Source organism: Flavihumibacter sp. CACIAM 22H1 (assembly GCF_001601815.1).
In the GTDB taxonomy this organism is placed as follows: domain Bacteria; phylum Bacteroidota; class Bacteroidia; order Chitinophagales; family Chitinophagaceae; genus Flavihumibacter.
In genome coordinates, this window is record NZ_LUKG01000040.1 from 1,956 (window position 1) to 18,893 (window position 16,938).

Sequence of the window (16,938 nt, forward strand, 5' to 3'; positions counted from 1 at the left end):
GCCCCGGCGTAGACACGTCGGGACTTTTGGTATTTGGATCTGATTAGTTTCTGTTGTAAAGATAGAATTAATTCCTATCTGATATTTATTGCAAAGGAGATTTCCTTACCGGAATCAAGAAAGTTTTCATATTTCTTAACGATCGCTGAAGATTGTTCCTCTCCATTAATAGTTAATACACCTCCTTTATAATTAACTGCCAACTGGCCGTTTTTGCTGTATCCGTCTTTTTCAAGGGTTTGCACAAAACTGTTCAGCGCATGATCGGCCGAGGAACTGGTTTGTTTAATTTCTGTCTGTACACTAACCGAATTTGTTTTGGTATTGTGCAGGTCTGCCAGGGTAGGGGCTATTACCAGGGAAACAATACTCATCAATTTGATCAGGATATTCATAGACGGACCAGAAGTGTCTTTGAATGGATCTCCAACCGTATCGCCAGTTACAGATGCTTTGTGCGGCTCAGATTTTTTATAATAGGTTTCGCCGTTGATTTCAACGCCTTTTTCGAAAGATTTTTTTGCATTATCCCAGGCACCTCCGGCATTGTTCTGGAACATTCCCATCAAAACGCCGCTTACCGTAGCACCTGCGAGGAATCCACCCAATGCTTCAGGGCCAAACAGGAACCCGATAACCAGTGGTGATATTATGGTAATGGCACCCGGCAGCAACATTTTTTTAATTGATGCCTCGGTAGAAATTGCCACACATTTATCGTATTCCGGTTTTCCGGTTCCTTCCATGATACCAGGAATATTTTTAAACTGACGACGAACTTCTTCCACCATTGCCATAGCGGCTTCTCCTACTGCACGAATAGCGAGCGAGGAGAAAATGAAAGGGATCATTGCTCCAACAAATAGGCAGGAAAGCACATCGGCCTTATAGATATCGATACCGGAAATACCGGCAACACCTACGAAGGCAGCAAATAATGCCAGTGCAGTAAGGGCTGCAGAAGCAATGGCAAAGCCTTTACCAGTAGCGGCAGTGGTATTACCCACAGCGTCCAGCACATCCGTTTTTTCCCGAACCTCTTTAGGTAATTCACTCATTTCTGCAATACCGCCTGCATTATCCGCAATCGGACCAAACGCATCAATAGCCAGCTGCATAGCAGTAGTCGCCATCATACCGGCTGCCGCGATGGCAACCCCGTACAATCCGGCGAACCAATAGGAACCATAGATTCCGCCGGCCAGTACCAGAATAGGAAGGAAGGTAGATTCCATACCCACGGCCAGTCCGCCAATAACATTGGTAGCATGACCGGTAGCAGATTGGCGGATAATACTCATCACCGGGCGTTTACCCATGGCAGTATAGTATTCTGTAATAATACTCATCAGGGTTCCAACTACCAGGCCCACCAGGATGGCATAAAATACATCCATCCGGCTGAACTCAAATCCCCGCAATTGCATGGTTGTTTCCGGAAGAATGTATTGTACAAGGAAGAAAGAGGCAATAGCTGTGAGGATGATAGATCCCCAGTTCCCCATGTTAAGGGCTTTCTGAACAGCTTCGGTACTGATTCCGGCATTATCTGAAATGCGAACGAACCAGGTTCCAACAATTGAGAATAATATTCCAACACCCGCAATCAGCATCGGTAACAGGATCGGGGAGAAGCCATTAAATGCGTCGGTAGCGATGGTTTCCTGTCCAAGTACCATGGTAGCCAGCACGGTGGCAACATAGGAGCCAAACAGATCTGCCCCCATTCCGGCTACGTCACCCACGTTATCACCCACGTTATCGGCAATAGTTGCCGGGTTACGCGGATCATCTTCCGGGATACCGGCTTCTACTTTTCCTACCAGGTCGGCGCCCACATCGGCAGCTTTGGTATAAATACCCCCGCCAACACGCGCAAAAAGGGCAATGGATTCGGCACCTAATGAAAATCCGGTTAATACTTCAATGGCTTTGGCTACAAGGTGGTCATTAGCGGCCAATCCGGGGGCAAATGCCTGAACCAGTACTATAAACAATCCACCCAGTCCTAATACAGCAAGCCCTGCAACACCTAGTCCCATTACAGAACCACCGGTGAAAGAAACATTCAGGGCCTTCGATAAACTGGAGCGTGCAGCCTGCGCTGTACGCACATTGGATTTGGTAGCAATACGCATTCCGATATAACCAGCCAGGGCGCTGAAAACGGCGCCAATAACAAAAGCAAGTGCAATTGTCCAGTGAGAATGTTCATTGCGACTGGCCATAAAGCCTAAAAGAATACCTACAATCACAACGAAATAACCCAGGATCTTCCATTCCGCTTTAAGGAAGGCCATTGCGCCCTCAGCAATATAATTACTGATTTCTTTCATGCGGTCGGAACCTGCATCCTGCTTGGATACCCAGGCAAATTTTACAAAGGTGTAAAGCAAGCCGATTACACCCATTGCCGGAACCAGGTAAAACAATTTGTCCATAATGAAGTACTTGTTAACAAAATTTTAGAGTGGGCAAAAATAGGGGAGAAAACGCAAAAAAGGCACCTGAGAACAGTCTCAGGTGCCTTTTCTGGGCAATTTATTTTCCCGGGTCGGGTAGCACCCGCCAGTGCTTATTGATTTTTGGTACTATCTGCCGGCTTTTTCTTCTTTTTTAGCAGGTCATTCAGGATTCCTTTGGCCGCTTCTTCCGCCCTTTTAGGAGCGGAACTTTTGCCGGAATCGGCCACAGCGCTGGTGTCTTTTGCACCTAACAGCTTCTTTGCCAGTTCCTTCTGTGCTTCTTTGAGCACTTCTGCTTTAATAACTTCCAGGCTGTCTTTAGCGCGCTGCTTTGCCACATTTAAAGCGGAATCGGCTTTTGCTTTTTGTTCAGCGGCTATGTCTTTTACCTTATTCTCTAATTCGCTGGCTAAACTCGTTCCTGCCTGGGAAAGGTTATAGTTCAGTTTCGGATTTGTGAGCGATCCCCCCATATTAACTTTCAGGTTTACCGTTTCGCCCGGATTAATTGCCAATCCTTTTTTACTTAACTCAGCTGCCAACCCATTAATCAGTTGGTTGGCTTCATTGCCGAGTTTGGCACGGGGAATTTTCATGTTCACGAGGTAATCCATGCTTTGGTCAAAGCCATGCATGCCACCAATTTCCATTTCGATATCACTTAGTTTTACTTTAAATGGCTTCACTAACACCTTCCCGTTTACAAATTCAAAATACTGCTTGATATCCTTTACGCTGATTTTTTCCAATTCACTGATCTTGAGCTTACTTGCCAGCATTTCCAGCGGTTTGAACTTGTTCAGAAACCCTTCCACCAGTAATACGGCACCATTACCGGTGAGGGAGCCCAGGTCAGGCATCATTTGTTCCCCTAAGCGCCCATTCAGGGTAAGGTTAGAATTCAGTTTGCCTGAAATGAATTCACCGATGGGCATGATGTATTTAACCGTATTAAAGGCCTTAAACGTTTTGGCAACATCCAGGTTCTGCAAGTTGTAGGCAAAACTGATGGCCGGTTTCATTTTATTATCGCGGGTGGAATAAGAGCCGTTCAGGCCGATGGTGCCATCCAATGCCTGCATGCTAAGGTTCTGGAGGGTTACAGTTTCATTTGCAATGGCTAACTGCCCTTTCACCTTCTTATAATCAACTTTATCGTATACCACCTCGTCTACCGCAGCATTAACCGTAAACCGGATATTACCGGGCACGGCAAATGGCTGGTTGGTGCCCGCTTCAGGTGCTGCTTCAGTGGAAGTACCCATCCATTTATTCAGATCAATATTATCGGCCTGCATAGATAAGCTACCAGACAGGGGCTCATCCTTTATTGCATAACCAATAGCATTGGTGATTTTACCGGTTGCGCTAAAATTGGTTTTTTGAAAACTACCCTGTGCATTGTTGATGGCTATATCCTTGGGCGTAAATTGAAGCGTGGCTGCTTTCAGGTTCAGTCCCTCCGGATAATCCGGGGTTTTAAACAGGACCTGGCTCAGGTTAACTACACCGCTGGATTGGATGGCATCGTATTGTTCTTTATCGATCTGTGATTTTTTCCCTTTGATGCGGACATCTGCATCGAGGTGTCCACTGAGGCTGGTGCCAGGATCGAAACTATAAAATTGTTTTACCCGGCTTAAGTCAAAGCCTCCTTTGGCGCTGGCATCAAATGCAGGATCACTGGCCGGTTGTGTCAGCAATAAGGAGAAATCAATTTTATCGGATCCAAATTCGGCGTGCCCGGTTGGAATTGAAACAACGGTATGATCCGGTACTCCATCGGGGTTGGTTACCTGAATGGTGGCACTGGTATTTTGGATCGGCTGCGGAAATTCTTTAGAAGCGTAATAAATATTAGCCAGGCGGATCAGTCCCTTCGCCTGAAAAGGCCCGGGTTGTTGTTGCAGCACAACATTCAGGTTTCCCTTGGCTTCAATATCAGCATTTACCTGTCCACCTATTTTAGTGCCTTCTTCGAGTTTAATAAACTGCCCGACTGTACCGAGGTCCAGGTTTCCTTTTGCAGCGGCGTCTATGTATTGCAGGGTTTCCGGTTGTTTATACAATACCCGGAAAGAAAAAGGTTCTTTTCCGAATTGCAGGCTGGCGGTCGGAATTTCAAGCACCAGGCTATTGGGTTGCCCATCCGAATTGGATGCCTTCAGGTCAAGGTTGATATGCTGTACGGGTTGAGGCAGTTCAGGGTATTGAAAAAAGCCTTCTTTAATATTGGCCTCCACGGAGTAAGCCGGCATTTCTACCGAAGAATAGCGGCCTTTGACAAAACCTTTAAATGCGGCGGTTCCACTTGTTTTTAAGGAAGCAAAGTCTTTCGTATAAATTGCGGGCACCAGTGACAATATGGTACGAAAATCATTGGAAGGAGTATTGAATTGAATATCCATTCCATAGGTTGAATCATTCACCAATTGAAAATAACCATCTGCATTTATTTCCATTTCGTTGAGTACGGCCTTCATCTTGGAAAAGCTGTATTTACTATTGGTAGTATTGATATCAAAATTTGCGTCCAGGTTGGTTTTGGTATTCACCAGATAGGGGATGCCTTCATAGGTAAAATTTACCTGGTCTGCCTTGGTGGTTGTGGCCAGCAAAAATTGTTCGGCGCTGAAGTTCCCGCTTCCTTCATGGTTTAGTCCGGCAATGGATGCTGACATATTTCCCTGCCTGTCTTCATAACGAACCAGGCCATTTTTAATCTGGTATTGTTGCAGATCGAGGTTAAATCCGCTGCTGCTGGTATCGGCAACTTCCTGTTCCTCCGATGCTTTCATAATGTCCCAATTGACCGACCCATCTTTCCCGATAATGGCATGAATTCGGGGTTCGTCCAATACCACTTTGGATACTTTTATGGGGCCACTGCCAATAAGACTGAATAGGTTTACGGCCACATCAATCCGTTTGGCAGAAACCAGGGTATCTGCCGCATATTTTTCAGGACCGGTTATATATAGTTTATCTAATCCCACGCTGAGGCGTGGAAAATGACGGAAAAAAGAAATGGATACATCTTCAAAACCGGAAGGGGCATTGAGTTGTTTATTCATTTCAGTTTTAGCCAGGGCTTTTAATTTATCGCCGAAAAGAAGCGGTATGGCAATGGCTGCAACCAGCAGTAAAACCAGAAGAATTCCTAAAATTGCCAGTATTCTTTTAAGCATAAGGGGAAAGTTTTTAGCTTAGCAATGAAAATATCGTGCCGGGCAAATATAAACGTTGAAATGGTGCAACTGTTGTATCTGCATTTGTTAAACAGGGTTTTTCATCTATGAACAAATTAATTGGATTATTATTAGTACTGTTTTTATCCGGAACTTGTTCTGCCCAATTGGTTAAGAAATTATCTATTGATGAGTTAGACCAGTATATTAAATCGGCTCAAAAGCCGATGGTACTTAATTTCTGGGCTAGTTTTTGCCGGCCCTGTGTAGATGAGCTGCCTTATTTTATGGAAGCTCAGCAACAATATCCGGAAGTAGAGCTGGTTATGGTTAGCCTTGATTTACCGGCTTATTATCCCGATAAGGTGGAATCCTTCCTGCGAGCAAAAAATTTTATCGGTGCCACCCAGTTTTGGCTGAACGAAACGAATGCGGATAGTTTTTGTCCCCGGATTGACCCTTCCTGGGATGGCGCCATTCCGGTTACTTTATGGGTGAACCCGGCTAAGGGCTATAGAAAATTCGTACATCGTTCAATGACCGGTGCCCAGGTAAAACTGGCTTATCAGGAGTTAACCCGGTAGAAAAAGGTTGTTCCTGCGCTAGGTTTTTCGCTTTATGCTACAGCCTATTGACCTGCTTTGTTTTACAGAAACTTCTTTTCCTTCCGCTACTTCAAGGAGGGCTTCTTCCAGGTGTTTACGTTTTATTTTGGTGAGATCGGCCGGATTATCATCAATTGCGCCATGATATACCAGTTTCCCGTTTGCATCAAAAAGGAAACATTCCGGTGTGCGGGAGGCACCAAATGCGTCGGCCAGTTCATTTTTACTATCAATAGCATACGGCCATGCATATTGCTGGGCACGTGCATACTGCTGCATATCTTTAAATGAATCCTCACTGTCGCGAGAGCCTTCATTGGAATTTAATACAATAAAACCAATTCCTTTTTCTGCAGCAAGTGAGCCTATTGCGCGGGTTCTGGATTGATTTTTTTCGACATATGGACAGGTGTTGCAACTAAACATTACCAGCAATCCATTTGGGGTGCGTACATCTGAAAGAGAAACCAGTTTTCCGGAAACATCTTTCATACGTATCTCTGTTTTGGGAATGGGAGCGCCCAGGGCAAGCGGCTTGATTTGTGCCTTTACAGAATAAATACTCAGTACGGCCAAAAGGGTGGTAAAGATCAATTTCATACGAATAAGAATTTGGTAAGCTTCTTAAAGTTCGGCTTTTTATTTCACAGAAGAAAGGGCTGCTTCTTTCCGAGCTCTTTCTGCAGCCATCATTTTTAGCGAGTGGATACTCACATTTAATTCATAGCCAATTAGTAATACAAGAGAACTGAAGTATATAAGAAGCATCAGGATAAGTATAGTGCCGATGGACCCATAAATCTTATTAAAATTATCAAAGCGCTGTAACCAGAAGGAAAATCCACCGGCAGTAAGTACCACCAGGATCGTTGCAAGGGTGGTACCGGGGGAGGAGAGTTGCCACCGCTCATGAATGGCTGGCGCGTATTTGTAAATGATGGCGATACAATAATATACCAGGGCCAATATAAAAACCCATCGAAGATTTTTTACCAGCCAGCGTACAACCGGGGTATTTATTTCAAGTTTATTCAGGGCCCAGGTTAAGATTGTACCTTGTGCCAGGATCAGGCCCATGGTCAATAAAAAAATAAGAATCAGTACCGTGGTTATGCGAACGGCCACCCAACGTTCCAGCAAAAAATTCCGGTCTCTGGTATACAGGAGTGATTTATTAAATGTGCGCATAATACCCAGCATGGCATTGGAAGCATAAAAGACAGCCAATAGAAAACCGATCGACAATAAGCCACTGCGGGGAGTTTCTAAAAAATCTTCAAGAAAATCTTTTACCAATAAGAAGGTATTCATATTGGGCGTAACATCCCTGGTAAGCAAAAGGAGCTGTGTTGTAATCTGCCGGCTGAAAGGCATATAGGGTATCAGGGTACATAAAAAAATAGTAGCAGCGGGTATTGCCATCAGCAGGTTAAAGGAGATTGCAGCTGCACGGTCATTAAGGCCTACTTTTTTAACCTGCTGCATAAAAAAAACCGATACATCGTAAAGCGGTAATCCTTCGAACCCGGGCAGGATAATTTTTTTGCTTTTGGCAAGTATCCACCGGACTGGTGGCAGTTTTCTTATCAGATTGTTCAGGTTAAACATGTCGGATGCTTATTAATCAAGCTTGTCTTCCTGGCTGTTTTTCTTTTTTAGGTAAGTATCCAGCGCCTGCTGATAAATTTTAGCGTTGGCAAGGTGCTGTTTATAATTTTCGGCAAATAAATGGGTGCCGTCAAATTTTGGATTGGCTACAAAATAGAGATACTTGGTGGCTGCCGGGTTCAGCACAGCATCTACCGTAACGGCCTGGGGGGTACAGATAGGTCCCGGAGGTAATCCTGTAACCCGGTAAGTATTGTACGGAGATTCTACGGCCAGGTGTTTGTGATAAATACGTTTGAGGCTGAAGTCACGCAATGCAAACTTTACTGTGGGGTCTGCACCCAGGCGCATATTTATTTTCAACCGATTCAGGTATACAGAGGCAATGGTATCTTTTTCCTGGTTATTATTGGTTTCTTCTTCTACGATAGACGCCAGTGTTACCACCTGTTCCGGACTCATACCCAGTTCCTGGGCTTTTGCTTTCCGCTCTGCTGTCCAGAAGTTTTTGCGGGCATCGAGTAACTTCTCCATAACTCTTTGGGGAGTGGTGTTCCAGTAATAGGTATAGGTATTGGGTATTACAGCAGCAATGATGGTATTGCTGTCGAGTTTCCAGGCCTGTAAGGAATCGGGGTTTAGCAGATACTGCATAAAATCGGCCGAATCTATTTCTAATTTTCTCCCTATCATGGCAGCCAGGTCTTCCCTTGTCCGAAGTTTATTGATCACCAGGTTAACTGGTTCCTGTTGGCCATTACGGAGTTTTCTGATAAGGGCAACCAGTCCGGTTCCCTTTGGTACCTGGTATCGGCCCGCTTTTAGTTTTTCGGGGTATCCCAGGCGTTTGGCCACAAAATCAAAGAGGGCGGGTGAGCGCAGAACAGTATCTTTCCGAAGCGTAACCAGGAGGTCTTCATAAGTGCTGCCGGTAGGAATCTCCAGGTAATAGTTTTTCTTATCAAAGGCAGTAGCCGGTCCGGAAAAGATCCAAAAAGCAGCTAGAACAGCAATTAATAGTAATCCGAGTAGAACAACGAGTATTTTTTTCATGGATGCCTGATTGCACTCTAAAGTAAGCAAAAACCCTGCTGTTTAGAGCAGGGTTAACTATTACAATACGATGAAAATTTATTAGTTACCAGGCTTCACGGTACTATCCTGGGCAGCCGGTGCAGGCACCAATTGCTGGTTACCGGGAGCAGCCGGCGTTTGTGCAGGTGCGGTAACAGCGGGTTTGGTATTCAGTTCATCAATGATAGAATTTGATTTTCCTCCGCTGGCTTGTGGAATAAAGGCTGCTGAAAACAGGCAAAGCAGGGCTACTATAATCGCAAATACCCAGGTACCTTTTTCCAGCAAATCGGTGGTTTGTTTAACACCCATGAACTGATTGCTCAATCCACCTACATTACCAGCCAGTCCACCGCCTTTTGGGCTTTGAACCAAAATGATAAAACCCAGGATTACACTGGCCAATATGATCAAAATCAGAAAAAGGACGGTCATGATCTGTTATTTATTTGTTCAATTCGAGTCGCAAAATAAGCGGATTTGTCGGGATAAGCCAAACTTAATTTCCGGAAAACCTCTGTGGCCTTTGCTTTATTGCCTTGTTTAAGTAGTACATCGGCCATGGTTTCGGTCAGGATCTCTTTTCCTTCAATAGAATCTGCTGCCAAGGCCTCAATGGTTTCTCCTTTGCCGGCATCCATTAATTTTTCTTCCAGGGCTGTTTGGGGCAGCTTTTTCATGGATCGGATCCATTCTGTAAAGGATTTTAGCTGTTTTCCCAATTTATCCTTCGGTAATTCATTGCTTAGTTTGATGCCCTGCGAGGCAAAATAATCAATGGTATGATAGGGTTCAAAGCTGGGCATGTCATCCGTAACCGGTCCCAGGTCTCTTATTGAGGGGATGCGGATGGGCGATTCCTTTTGCAGCAGCTCATTTCGTAGCAGGGGCGCAGTGGTTAGGGAGCCGGCTTCGTCTGTTTCCTGCGAAGTAATGGTTTCGGGCTCGGTAGCGGCATGGGCAATGGATTTTGCCAGTGCCAGCGCATCCGCCAGTTCGGAGGTAAGCTCTTTAACCAGTTTAGACTGTATCGGGGGGGCAGGGCTGGCCGGTTTTTCTTCCTCCTGCACTGTTTCTTTAACCGGGTTGTGTACCCAGTTTACCTGGGCTTGCAGGAAATAAGGATCCTGAAAAAAGAGCAGTGATTTTTGCCATTGATCCGGGTACCCGGCTGCATGGTTCCCTTTCATTTTCCGCAGCAGGAGGTATTGCAATGGACCACAATAGGGATAGGCCCTCACCAGCTGTTCCAGCTCTGCCAGTGTTACACTTTCCAGGCTGGGCTGATGGAAATAATATTGTATGGTTTTAGTAAGCTCCATGCAGGTGGCAAGATAGTTTATTTACCAGTTGGAGAAAATGCGGTTGAAAATTTCGTCACTCAGGTTTCGGATAATTTCATCCTGCAACTGAAGTTGGGCCTGATCCAGGGTAAGTGAGGCATTGAAGTCAAAATTCCGGGTAATGGATGCTTCAAAGTTTTTCGACTCATCTTTCCGGTTTTTAAATTCAATCTGAACAGTAATATTCAGGCGGTTGCTGGCTGCCTGCTGGTTAGAGATACCCGTGGTTGTAACCGAACAATCGGTAATTGTGCCTGAAATATCATAATGGGCATCTTCGCCCTGAACCTGGGTTAGGCGGGTTTGGCTGATTACTTTCTGACGGAGTTTATCGGTAAGCAAAGGGCTCAGAACCGGATTAAAAAGCCGCGCTTTATTTTCGAAATATTGCACCCGAACGGTCTTTATATCTTCCGGAATGGAAATATCTTTAAAGGAATAGCAGCCCGAAAGGGCGAAAAGCCCAATAATCGCTATTGCCGATAGTAAGCGGCGGTAAATAATGCTGGTATTATTCGCTGATATCATATTCTTTCAATTTACGATAAAGAGTGCGTTCACTGATCCCCAGGTCAGCTGCAGCATCTTTTCTTTTACCCTTATGTTTTTTAAGGGCTTTCAGGATCAATTCTTTTTCCTTATCCATGATATTAAGCGATTCTTCTACTTCTTCATGTTCATGGATATCGTCATGCGGATGCGGCATCAACACCGTTGGGGAGGAGGCCGGTTGAAGGGGTTGCATGTAGCTCGAGGGCGATGGAAGTGCCGTAGCAGGAGAAGCGTACTCTACCGGTGACGGATAATCACGTAAAAGGCTTTCCTTCGTATAAGCGGCGGCGGCTGCTGCTTCGCCCGGGTTCTGTAAGATCTCTACAAACATTTTTTTTAGTTCCGTTACATCTTTTTTCATGTCAAAAAAAAGTTTGTAAAGGATTTCCCGCTCGCTGTTGAATTCGGGGTTATTGGCAGACTGCCCGTTTCCGATAAGCATCGGCAAGCGATTATTGGGTTGATCGGGTAAAAACCGTTTCAACTCGTAGACATTAATATTTTTATCGGTAGATAAAACGCTGATCTGTTCGGCAATATTTTTTAGTTCCCGCACATTACCCGGCCAGGGATAATTGATAAGCAATGTCCTGGCGTCTTCCTCTAATTGAACTGGCGGTGACTTATAGCGTTCGGCAAAATCCACGGCAAATTTACGGAAGAGCAGGGGGATGTCTTCTTTCCGATCGCGCAGGGCAGGTACCCTGATGGGTACGGTGCTTAAGCGGTAATAGAGGTCTTCCCGGAATTTTCCTTTTTGGGTAAATTCCAGTAATTCCCGGTTGGTGGCGGCAATTACGCGTACATCGGTTTTTTGAACTTTGGAAGATCCAACCCGGATAAATTCTCCTGTTTCGAGTACTCTTAACAGGCGGGCCTGGGTTCCCAGCGGCATTTCACCAATTTCATCCAGGAAAATAGTTCCGCCGTTAACGGTTTCAAAATAGCCTTTGCGGCTGTCCACAGCCCCTGTAAATGCGCCTTTTTCGTGGCCAAATAATTCAGAATCGATGGTGCCTTCCGGAATAGCTCCGCAGTTAACTGCTATAAAGGGGTTGTGCTTTCTTGCTGAAAGGGCATGTATAATCTGCGAAAAAGCTTCTTTACCAACGCCGCTTTCCCCCACAATCAGAACACTCAGGTCGGTATTGGCAACCTGAGCCGCTACATTCAATGCATGGTTTAAAGCCGGAGCGTTTCCAATAATGCCAAATCTGTTTTTTATGCTTTGAGTGTCCATTTTAGAAGTCAAAAGTCTAAAGTAAAATTTAATGCCGGAACCCGGTGCTGGCTTCAGGGTCGAATTTTCCCAATAAGTGTGGCCTGCGTACAATCCGTTACTTCCACATTCACATATTGTGCTTTTTGTAAACCATCTGGTTTGGGAAATACGATCACTTTATTCTGGCTGCTTCTGCCCATCCACTCCAGTGGATTCTTTTTGCTGGGGCCTTCCACCAGCACCTGGAAGGTTTTTCCAAGATCCCGTTCATTGCTTTCGCGGCTCAATCTCCCCTGCAGGGCAACCACTTCAGCAAGCCGGCGTTTTTTTGTTTCCAGCGGAATATCGTCCGTATAACGCCGGGCAGCCAGGGTACCCGGGCGTTCGCTGTAAAAGAACATATAACTAAGGTCATACCGGCTGTATTCCATAATACGCATGGTATCCTGGTGTTCTTCTTCGGTTTCTGTACAAAAGCCGGTTATGATATCGGAAGAAATGCCACATCCGGGCAGGATTTCGCGGATACGGTCTACTTTCGCCATATACCATTCCCGGGTATAGGTACGATTCATGAGTTGTAGTATCCTGGAATTGCCACTCTGAACAGGAAGGTGAATATACTTACAGATATTCTCATACTTCGCCATAGTATACAACACTTCATCCGTAATGTCTTTCGGATGCGAAGTGGAAAAACGGACGCGTAATTCGGGAGATATGAGTGCCACTTTTTCAAGAAGCCTGGCAAAGGTGATGGTTTCATCGGCGGCTTCGTTCAGGAAATGGTAAGAATCTACATTTTGCCCCAGTAATACTACTTCGCGGTACCCATCTTGGTACAGCGCTTCACATTCTGCTACAATACTTGCCGCGTCTCTGCTGCGTTCTCGTCCGCGTGTAAATGGTACCACGCAGAAAGAACACATATTATTACATCCGCGCATAATACTTACAAAACCGGAAACCCCATTGGAATCCAGGCGAACCGGAGCAATATCAGCATAGGTTTCTTCCCTGCTGAGCAGCACATTTACTGCTTTTTGGCCGGTTTCTGCTTCCTCTATCAACGCGGGCAGAGAACGGTAGGCATCGGGCCCTACTACCAGGTCTACCAGTTTTTCTTCTTCCAGGAATTTTGCTTTGAGCCGTTCAGCCATACAGCCCAGTACGCCAATCAGTAAACCCGGGTTGGCTTTTTTTACTTTTTTAAAATCCGTGAGTCGTTTTCTGACGGTCTGTTCTGCTTTTTCCCGGATAGAGCAGGTGTTAATAAAGATAAGATCCGCTTTTTCAAGGTTCCTGGTAGCGCCAAAACCCTGTTCCTGGAGTATGGAAGCGACGATTTCACTATCCGCGAAATTCATCTGGCACCCATAACTCTCAATATAGAAATGCTTTTTATAGAGATTTTCATCATTGGCAAAGGGCGCATAAGCCTCTCCCTGCCGAGATTCATCCTGTATTTTTTGCGTCGAAAGATCCAACATCCAAATCGATTTAAGGGAGCAAAATTAGCAAAAAACCGGGACTTGTGTCAATTTGACAGGTGTTAAAATAAAGGACGCTGTTCTTTCCGGGAAAGCTTGATTTACAGCACCTAAACCGGTGTTACCAAATGGCTTTTCCCTGGTAAAAATCAAGCAGGCGGGTGCGGAAAACATAGTCGTATTTGGCAACGATGAGGTTAATCATGGAACGATCCAGGTTATTTTTTGCCGTTAGGTACTCTACCGAATTCAACACGCCTTCATTAAACCTGGCTTCAGCCGTACGGAACGATTCGGTAAAGGCGTCCACCTGTTGTAATACCGTTTTATAGCGATTATAGGTAGCGGTCATATTTAGATAAGCCTGCTCTACCTGCTGCTGCAAACGAATTTTTGTGGTTTTTTCCACCAGTTCAGCTGATTTTAATTGAATTTTTGCGCGTTCAATGCGGTTACGGCCCTGTAAAGAATTTATAATAGGAATACGCAGGGATAGGTTAATATTCGTGCTATAGTTGTTTTTAAATTGATCGGCATACGTGATTTTTTGCATATCAAACTGATCCCGCATTGTCAGAACAGGTGTTTCAGTTCCATTTATCTTCACATAATCGCCGGTAGACGTTTCGATCGTACGCAGAAATTGCGCAGTACGGGCAGCACTGGAATAATTTGTAAATAACCCCCCATTCAGGCTCAGTGTAGGCCAAAGCTGGCTTCTCCATGCTTTTACGCCTTTTTCTGCACTTTCTGTACGCAGGCTGGCTGCTTTAACTGCGGCCAGTTGGTTGAGCGCGGTTTGGTAGATACCTGCAGCATTTCCTTCATAGGCTTTAAGAAATTCTTCAGAAGGTAAGGGTTCCAGTTCTATGGCAGGATTGTAGGGAATATTCATTAACTGGCAGAGCGCTAAAATTGCGGCGTCCAATTGATTTTTAGTATTAACCAGGTTAATTTCATCACTCGCCAGCTGTCCTTTAAGGTCGTATAACTGGCCTGGTGGAACAGCTCCTTCCTGGTGCAAAATGGCTAGTCTCTCTACCTGTTTACTGCTGAGATGTGCCTGTATCCGGATCTGTTCCAGCAGGTCAGCTGTACTTAATGCCAGCAGATAGGCATTCATAATATTGATACTAAGGTTATCTTTTTGCTGCTGAATTTCCTGTTTACCTGCTGCCAATGCCAGTTTTTGTTGCTGTATATTGTTTTGAATAGCCATCCCATTGAATAAAACCACGCCGCCGCTGGCTCCGTAATTGGCGTATTCTATTTTTTGATTCAGGTAACTGTTGGTAAAGGGATCGATGCTTCTACCCTGGTTGTTTCCGTGTTCAATAAAACCGTTTACCTGGGGCAACCGGTTTTGTTTTGCCTGCCGGTAATCTACCCCAAGGCCGGCAGCATCCAGTTCGGCCTGTTTTAAATCGAGGTTATTGGCATAGGCCAGGTCAAGGCATTGTTTCAGGGTGAGATGGGTACTGCTGTCCGCTTGCGCCATTACACCTGGTCCTGCTAAAAGCAGGGCCAGGCAAAAGGCGCTTACACATAGGAGTGAGGTTAAACTCTTCTTCATAAAATTGGTCGCTTATCGATTATGTTCAATTCGTCCGTCCAAAAGGTTGATGATCCGGTTACCATAACCAGCGTTTTTTTCGGAATGGGTTACCTGGATAATGGTAACGCCTTCCTCTTTATTCAACTGGGTGAAAATATCCATGATCTCTTCGCCCTGCTTACTGTTTAGATTGCCGGTTGGTTCATCCGCAAGGATTAGTTTAGGTTTTGCAATTAATGCCCGGGCAATGCCCACCAGTTGTTGCTGTCCGCCCGATAAATTGGCCGGAAAAAGATCTTTTTTTCCGACAATGTTAAAGCGGTCGAGCATATCGCCTACCATTGCCTTACGATCTGCTGATTTTGTATCCTGGTAAAGAAGCGGTGTTTCTATGTTTTCGTACACGGTTAACTCATCAATGAGATGGTAGGCCTGGAAAACAAAGCCGATATGTTGTTTATACAGGAGCGATCGTTGTTTTTCCTTGAGGGTATGTACCGGTTGATCATTAAAAAATAGGCCCCTTCATCAGCGGTATCTAACATGCCAATAACATTCAGCAGGGTTGATTTCCCCGAGCCGGAGGGCCCCATGATGGAAACAAATTCGCCTTCCGCAATGGAAATATTTATGTCCTTTAATAAAAAGATCCGGTTATTACCCTGGTTAACCCATTTGGAAATATGTTCAAGTTTGATCATAATTGTTAGGATGTTTGAGCTGCAAAATAATGATGAAATTTTATGCCAATGTTTTAAATGCTTGAATTTCAACAAGATAATTGCATCTTTAGATTCCTGACTGTCCGTTTATGATACAGTTATTGTACGATTGTGCAGCTATTGAAAAGAGCTATTAATCGGCTTGAATATTTCTTGAGGGGTTATGAAAACTGAACCGGTACGTGAGGGAGCTTATCAATACGGCTGTTACAAATACCAATAAACCGATACAGAGCAGGAAGGGGCCCGGACCCAGGCTGATCCGGTAGGTATACGCATTTAGCCAAGCTGAAAGCAACCACCAGGCTATGGGAAATGCAACCAATGAACTGATTATAGAAAGCCCTAAAAATTCTTTCAGGAAGAGATAAATGATTGAATTTACAGAAGCGCCGAGCACCCGCCTGATGCCGATTTCGCGAATTCTTTTCTGTAGGCTGATGGATACCAGTCCGGCTATGCAAGCAGTACCATACAATGGAGAGAAACAGGGCTGTTTGTGCGGCTTTTTTTAATTGTAACTCGGCCTGGTATAATTTCTTCAAGGAATCGTCGAGGAAATTATACTCAAAGGGGACTTCCGGAAAAATTTGTTGCCATTTTTTTTCCAGTTCAGCTATACGGGTGCTTAGTTGGCCGGCTTTTAATTTAAAATTAAAATAGCGGTAGGTCTGCACAACAGATATAGGTAAAAAGGTTTGCGGTTGTATAGACTCCTGCATAGAGCCGAAATGAATATCTTTTACCACACCGCAAATTGTAAAGTCATTGAAAAAACCTGCTATGCGAACCTGTTGTCCGATAGCTGCTTCGTTGTTTTTCCAACCCTGGGCTTTTACCTGGGCTTCATTAATTACAATTTTAGTGCTATCCGGCACAATCCCCATGTTGCCAAAGAAAGTTCCTGCTTTTACAGGTATAGTATAGGTTTGGGCAAAGGCCTCATCACACATAATCAACTGGGAGCCTGGTGCGCGGCTGGAATCTGATCCAATGGCAAATACCGAAACGCTGGCGCCCGGCGACCCGGCTGGTAAATCATAGGAAAGGCTGGTGGTTTCAATGGAAGCCAGCCGGTTAAACTCATTTCTTGCAGCTATGATATGCATAAGGC

15 protein-coding genes and 1 pseudogene are annotated in these 16,938 nt (G+C 44.9%); 1 reads left to right on the top strand and 15 read right to left on the bottom strand.

What is annotated here, in order from left to right:
* Positions 1-74 precede the first annotated feature (74 nt).
* Together A1D16_RS12210 and A1D16_RS12215 are read right to left on the bottom strand one after the other, a co-directional pair.
* Positions 75-2,441 (bottom strand): sodium-translocating pyrophosphatase, encoded by a 2,367-nt coding sequence (locus A1D16_RS12210; protein WP_290709843.1) that lies wholly within the window; start codon positions 2,439-2,441, stop codon positions 75-77.
* 134 nt (positions 2,442-2,575) lie between these two features.
* A complete protein-coding gene (locus tag A1D16_RS12215; RefSeq protein ID WP_290709845.1) occupies positions 2,576-5,653 on the bottom strand; it encodes an AsmA-like C-terminal region-containing protein in 3,078 nt (1,025 codons plus the stop codon).
* 107 nt (positions 5,654-5,760) lie between these two features.
* Between A1D16_RS12215 and A1D16_RS12220 the strand changes: the two genes are divergently transcribed.
* A complete protein-coding gene (locus A1D16_RS12220) occupies positions 5,761-6,237 on the top strand; it encodes a TlpA disulfide reductase family protein (RefSeq protein WP_290709847.1) in 477 nt (158 codons plus the stop codon).
* Positions 6,238-6,255: 18 nt separating this feature from the next.
* Here A1D16_RS12220 and A1D16_RS12225 read toward each other — a convergent pair whose 3' ends face one another.
* From A1D16_RS12225 to A1D16_RS21720, 13 genes and pseudogenes are all read right to left on the bottom strand, one after another.
* Positions 6,256-6,858, bottom strand: coding sequence for a thioredoxin family protein (locus tag A1D16_RS12225; RefSeq protein WP_290709848.1), 603 nt, complete (start codon positions 6,856-6,858; stop codon positions 6,256-6,258).
* Positions 6,859-6,897: 39 nt separating this feature from the next.
* Positions 6,898-7,866 (bottom strand): YihY/virulence factor BrkB family protein, encoded by a 969-nt coding sequence (locus A1D16_RS12230; RefSeq protein ID WP_290709850.1) that lies wholly within the window; start codon positions 7,864-7,866, stop codon positions 6,898-6,900.
* 12 nt (positions 7,867-7,878) lie between these two features.
* Positions 7,879-8,919 (bottom strand): endolytic transglycosylase MltG, encoded by a 1,041-nt coding sequence (gene mltG, locus A1D16_RS12235; RefSeq protein WP_290709852.1) that lies wholly within the window; start codon positions 8,917-8,919, stop codon positions 7,879-7,881.
* 81 nt (positions 8,920-9,000) lie between these two features.
* Complete coding sequence (secG, locus tag A1D16_RS12240) at positions 9,001-9,375, bottom strand: preprotein translocase subunit SecG (protein ID WP_290709854.1); 375 nt, start codon at positions 9,373-9,375, stop codon at positions 9,001-9,003.
* Positions 9,372-10,262, bottom strand: a complete 891-nt coding sequence (locus A1D16_RS12245) for a hypothetical protein (RefSeq protein WP_290709857.1) — start codon at positions 10,260-10,262, stop codon at positions 9,372-9,374. Before A1D16_RS12245 ends, secG begins: the two co-directional genes overlap by 4 nt.
* 21 nt (positions 10,263-10,283) lie before the next feature.
* On the bottom strand, positions 10,284-10,811 hold the full coding sequence (locus A1D16_RS12250; RefSeq protein ID WP_290709859.1) for an LptE family protein: 528 nt from the start codon (positions 10,809-10,811) through the stop codon (positions 10,284-10,286).
* Positions 10,795-12,075: a sigma-54 dependent transcriptional regulator gene (locus tag A1D16_RS12255; protein ID WP_290709861.1), complete on the bottom strand. Its 1,281-nt coding sequence runs from the start codon at positions 12,073-12,075 to the stop codon at positions 10,795-10,797. Before A1D16_RS12255 ends, A1D16_RS12250 begins: the two co-directional genes overlap by 17 nt.
* A gap of 53 nt (positions 12,076-12,128) precedes the next feature.
* Complete coding sequence (gene miaB, locus A1D16_RS12260; protein ID WP_290709863.1) at positions 12,129-13,547, bottom strand: tRNA (N6-isopentenyl adenosine(37)-C2)-methylthiotransferase MiaB; 1,419 nt, start codon at positions 13,545-13,547, stop codon at positions 12,129-12,131.
* Positions 13,548-13,668: 121 nt separating this feature from the next.
* On the bottom strand, positions 13,669-15,120 hold the full coding sequence (locus A1D16_RS12265; RefSeq protein WP_290709864.1) for a TolC family protein: 1,452 nt from the start codon (positions 15,118-15,120) through the stop codon (positions 13,669-13,671).
* A 12-nt stretch (positions 15,121-15,132) separates the two neighbouring features.
* Positions 15,133-15,567, bottom strand: a complete 435-nt coding sequence (locus A1D16_RS12270) for an ATP-binding cassette domain-containing protein (protein WP_366206751.1) — start codon at positions 15,565-15,567, stop codon at positions 15,133-15,135.
* Positions 15,510-15,803: an ATP-binding cassette domain-containing protein gene (locus A1D16_RS12275; RefSeq protein WP_290709865.1), complete on the bottom strand. Its 294-nt coding sequence runs from the start codon at positions 15,801-15,803 to the stop codon at positions 15,510-15,512. The genes A1D16_RS12270 and A1D16_RS12275 overlap by 58 nt, the downstream gene beginning before the upstream one ends.
* 154 nt (positions 15,804-15,957) lie before the next feature.
* Entirely contained in the window at positions 15,958-16,302 is a 345-nt protein-coding gene (locus tag A1D16_RS21715) for an FtsX-like permease family protein (RefSeq protein ID WP_366206753.1), read from the bottom strand.
* 211 nt (positions 16,303-16,513) lie between these two features.
* A pseudogene (locus A1D16_RS21720) lies at positions 16,514-16,933 on the bottom strand (ABC transporter permease); the annotation flags it as partial.
* Positions 16,934-16,938: the final 5 nt, after the last annotated feature.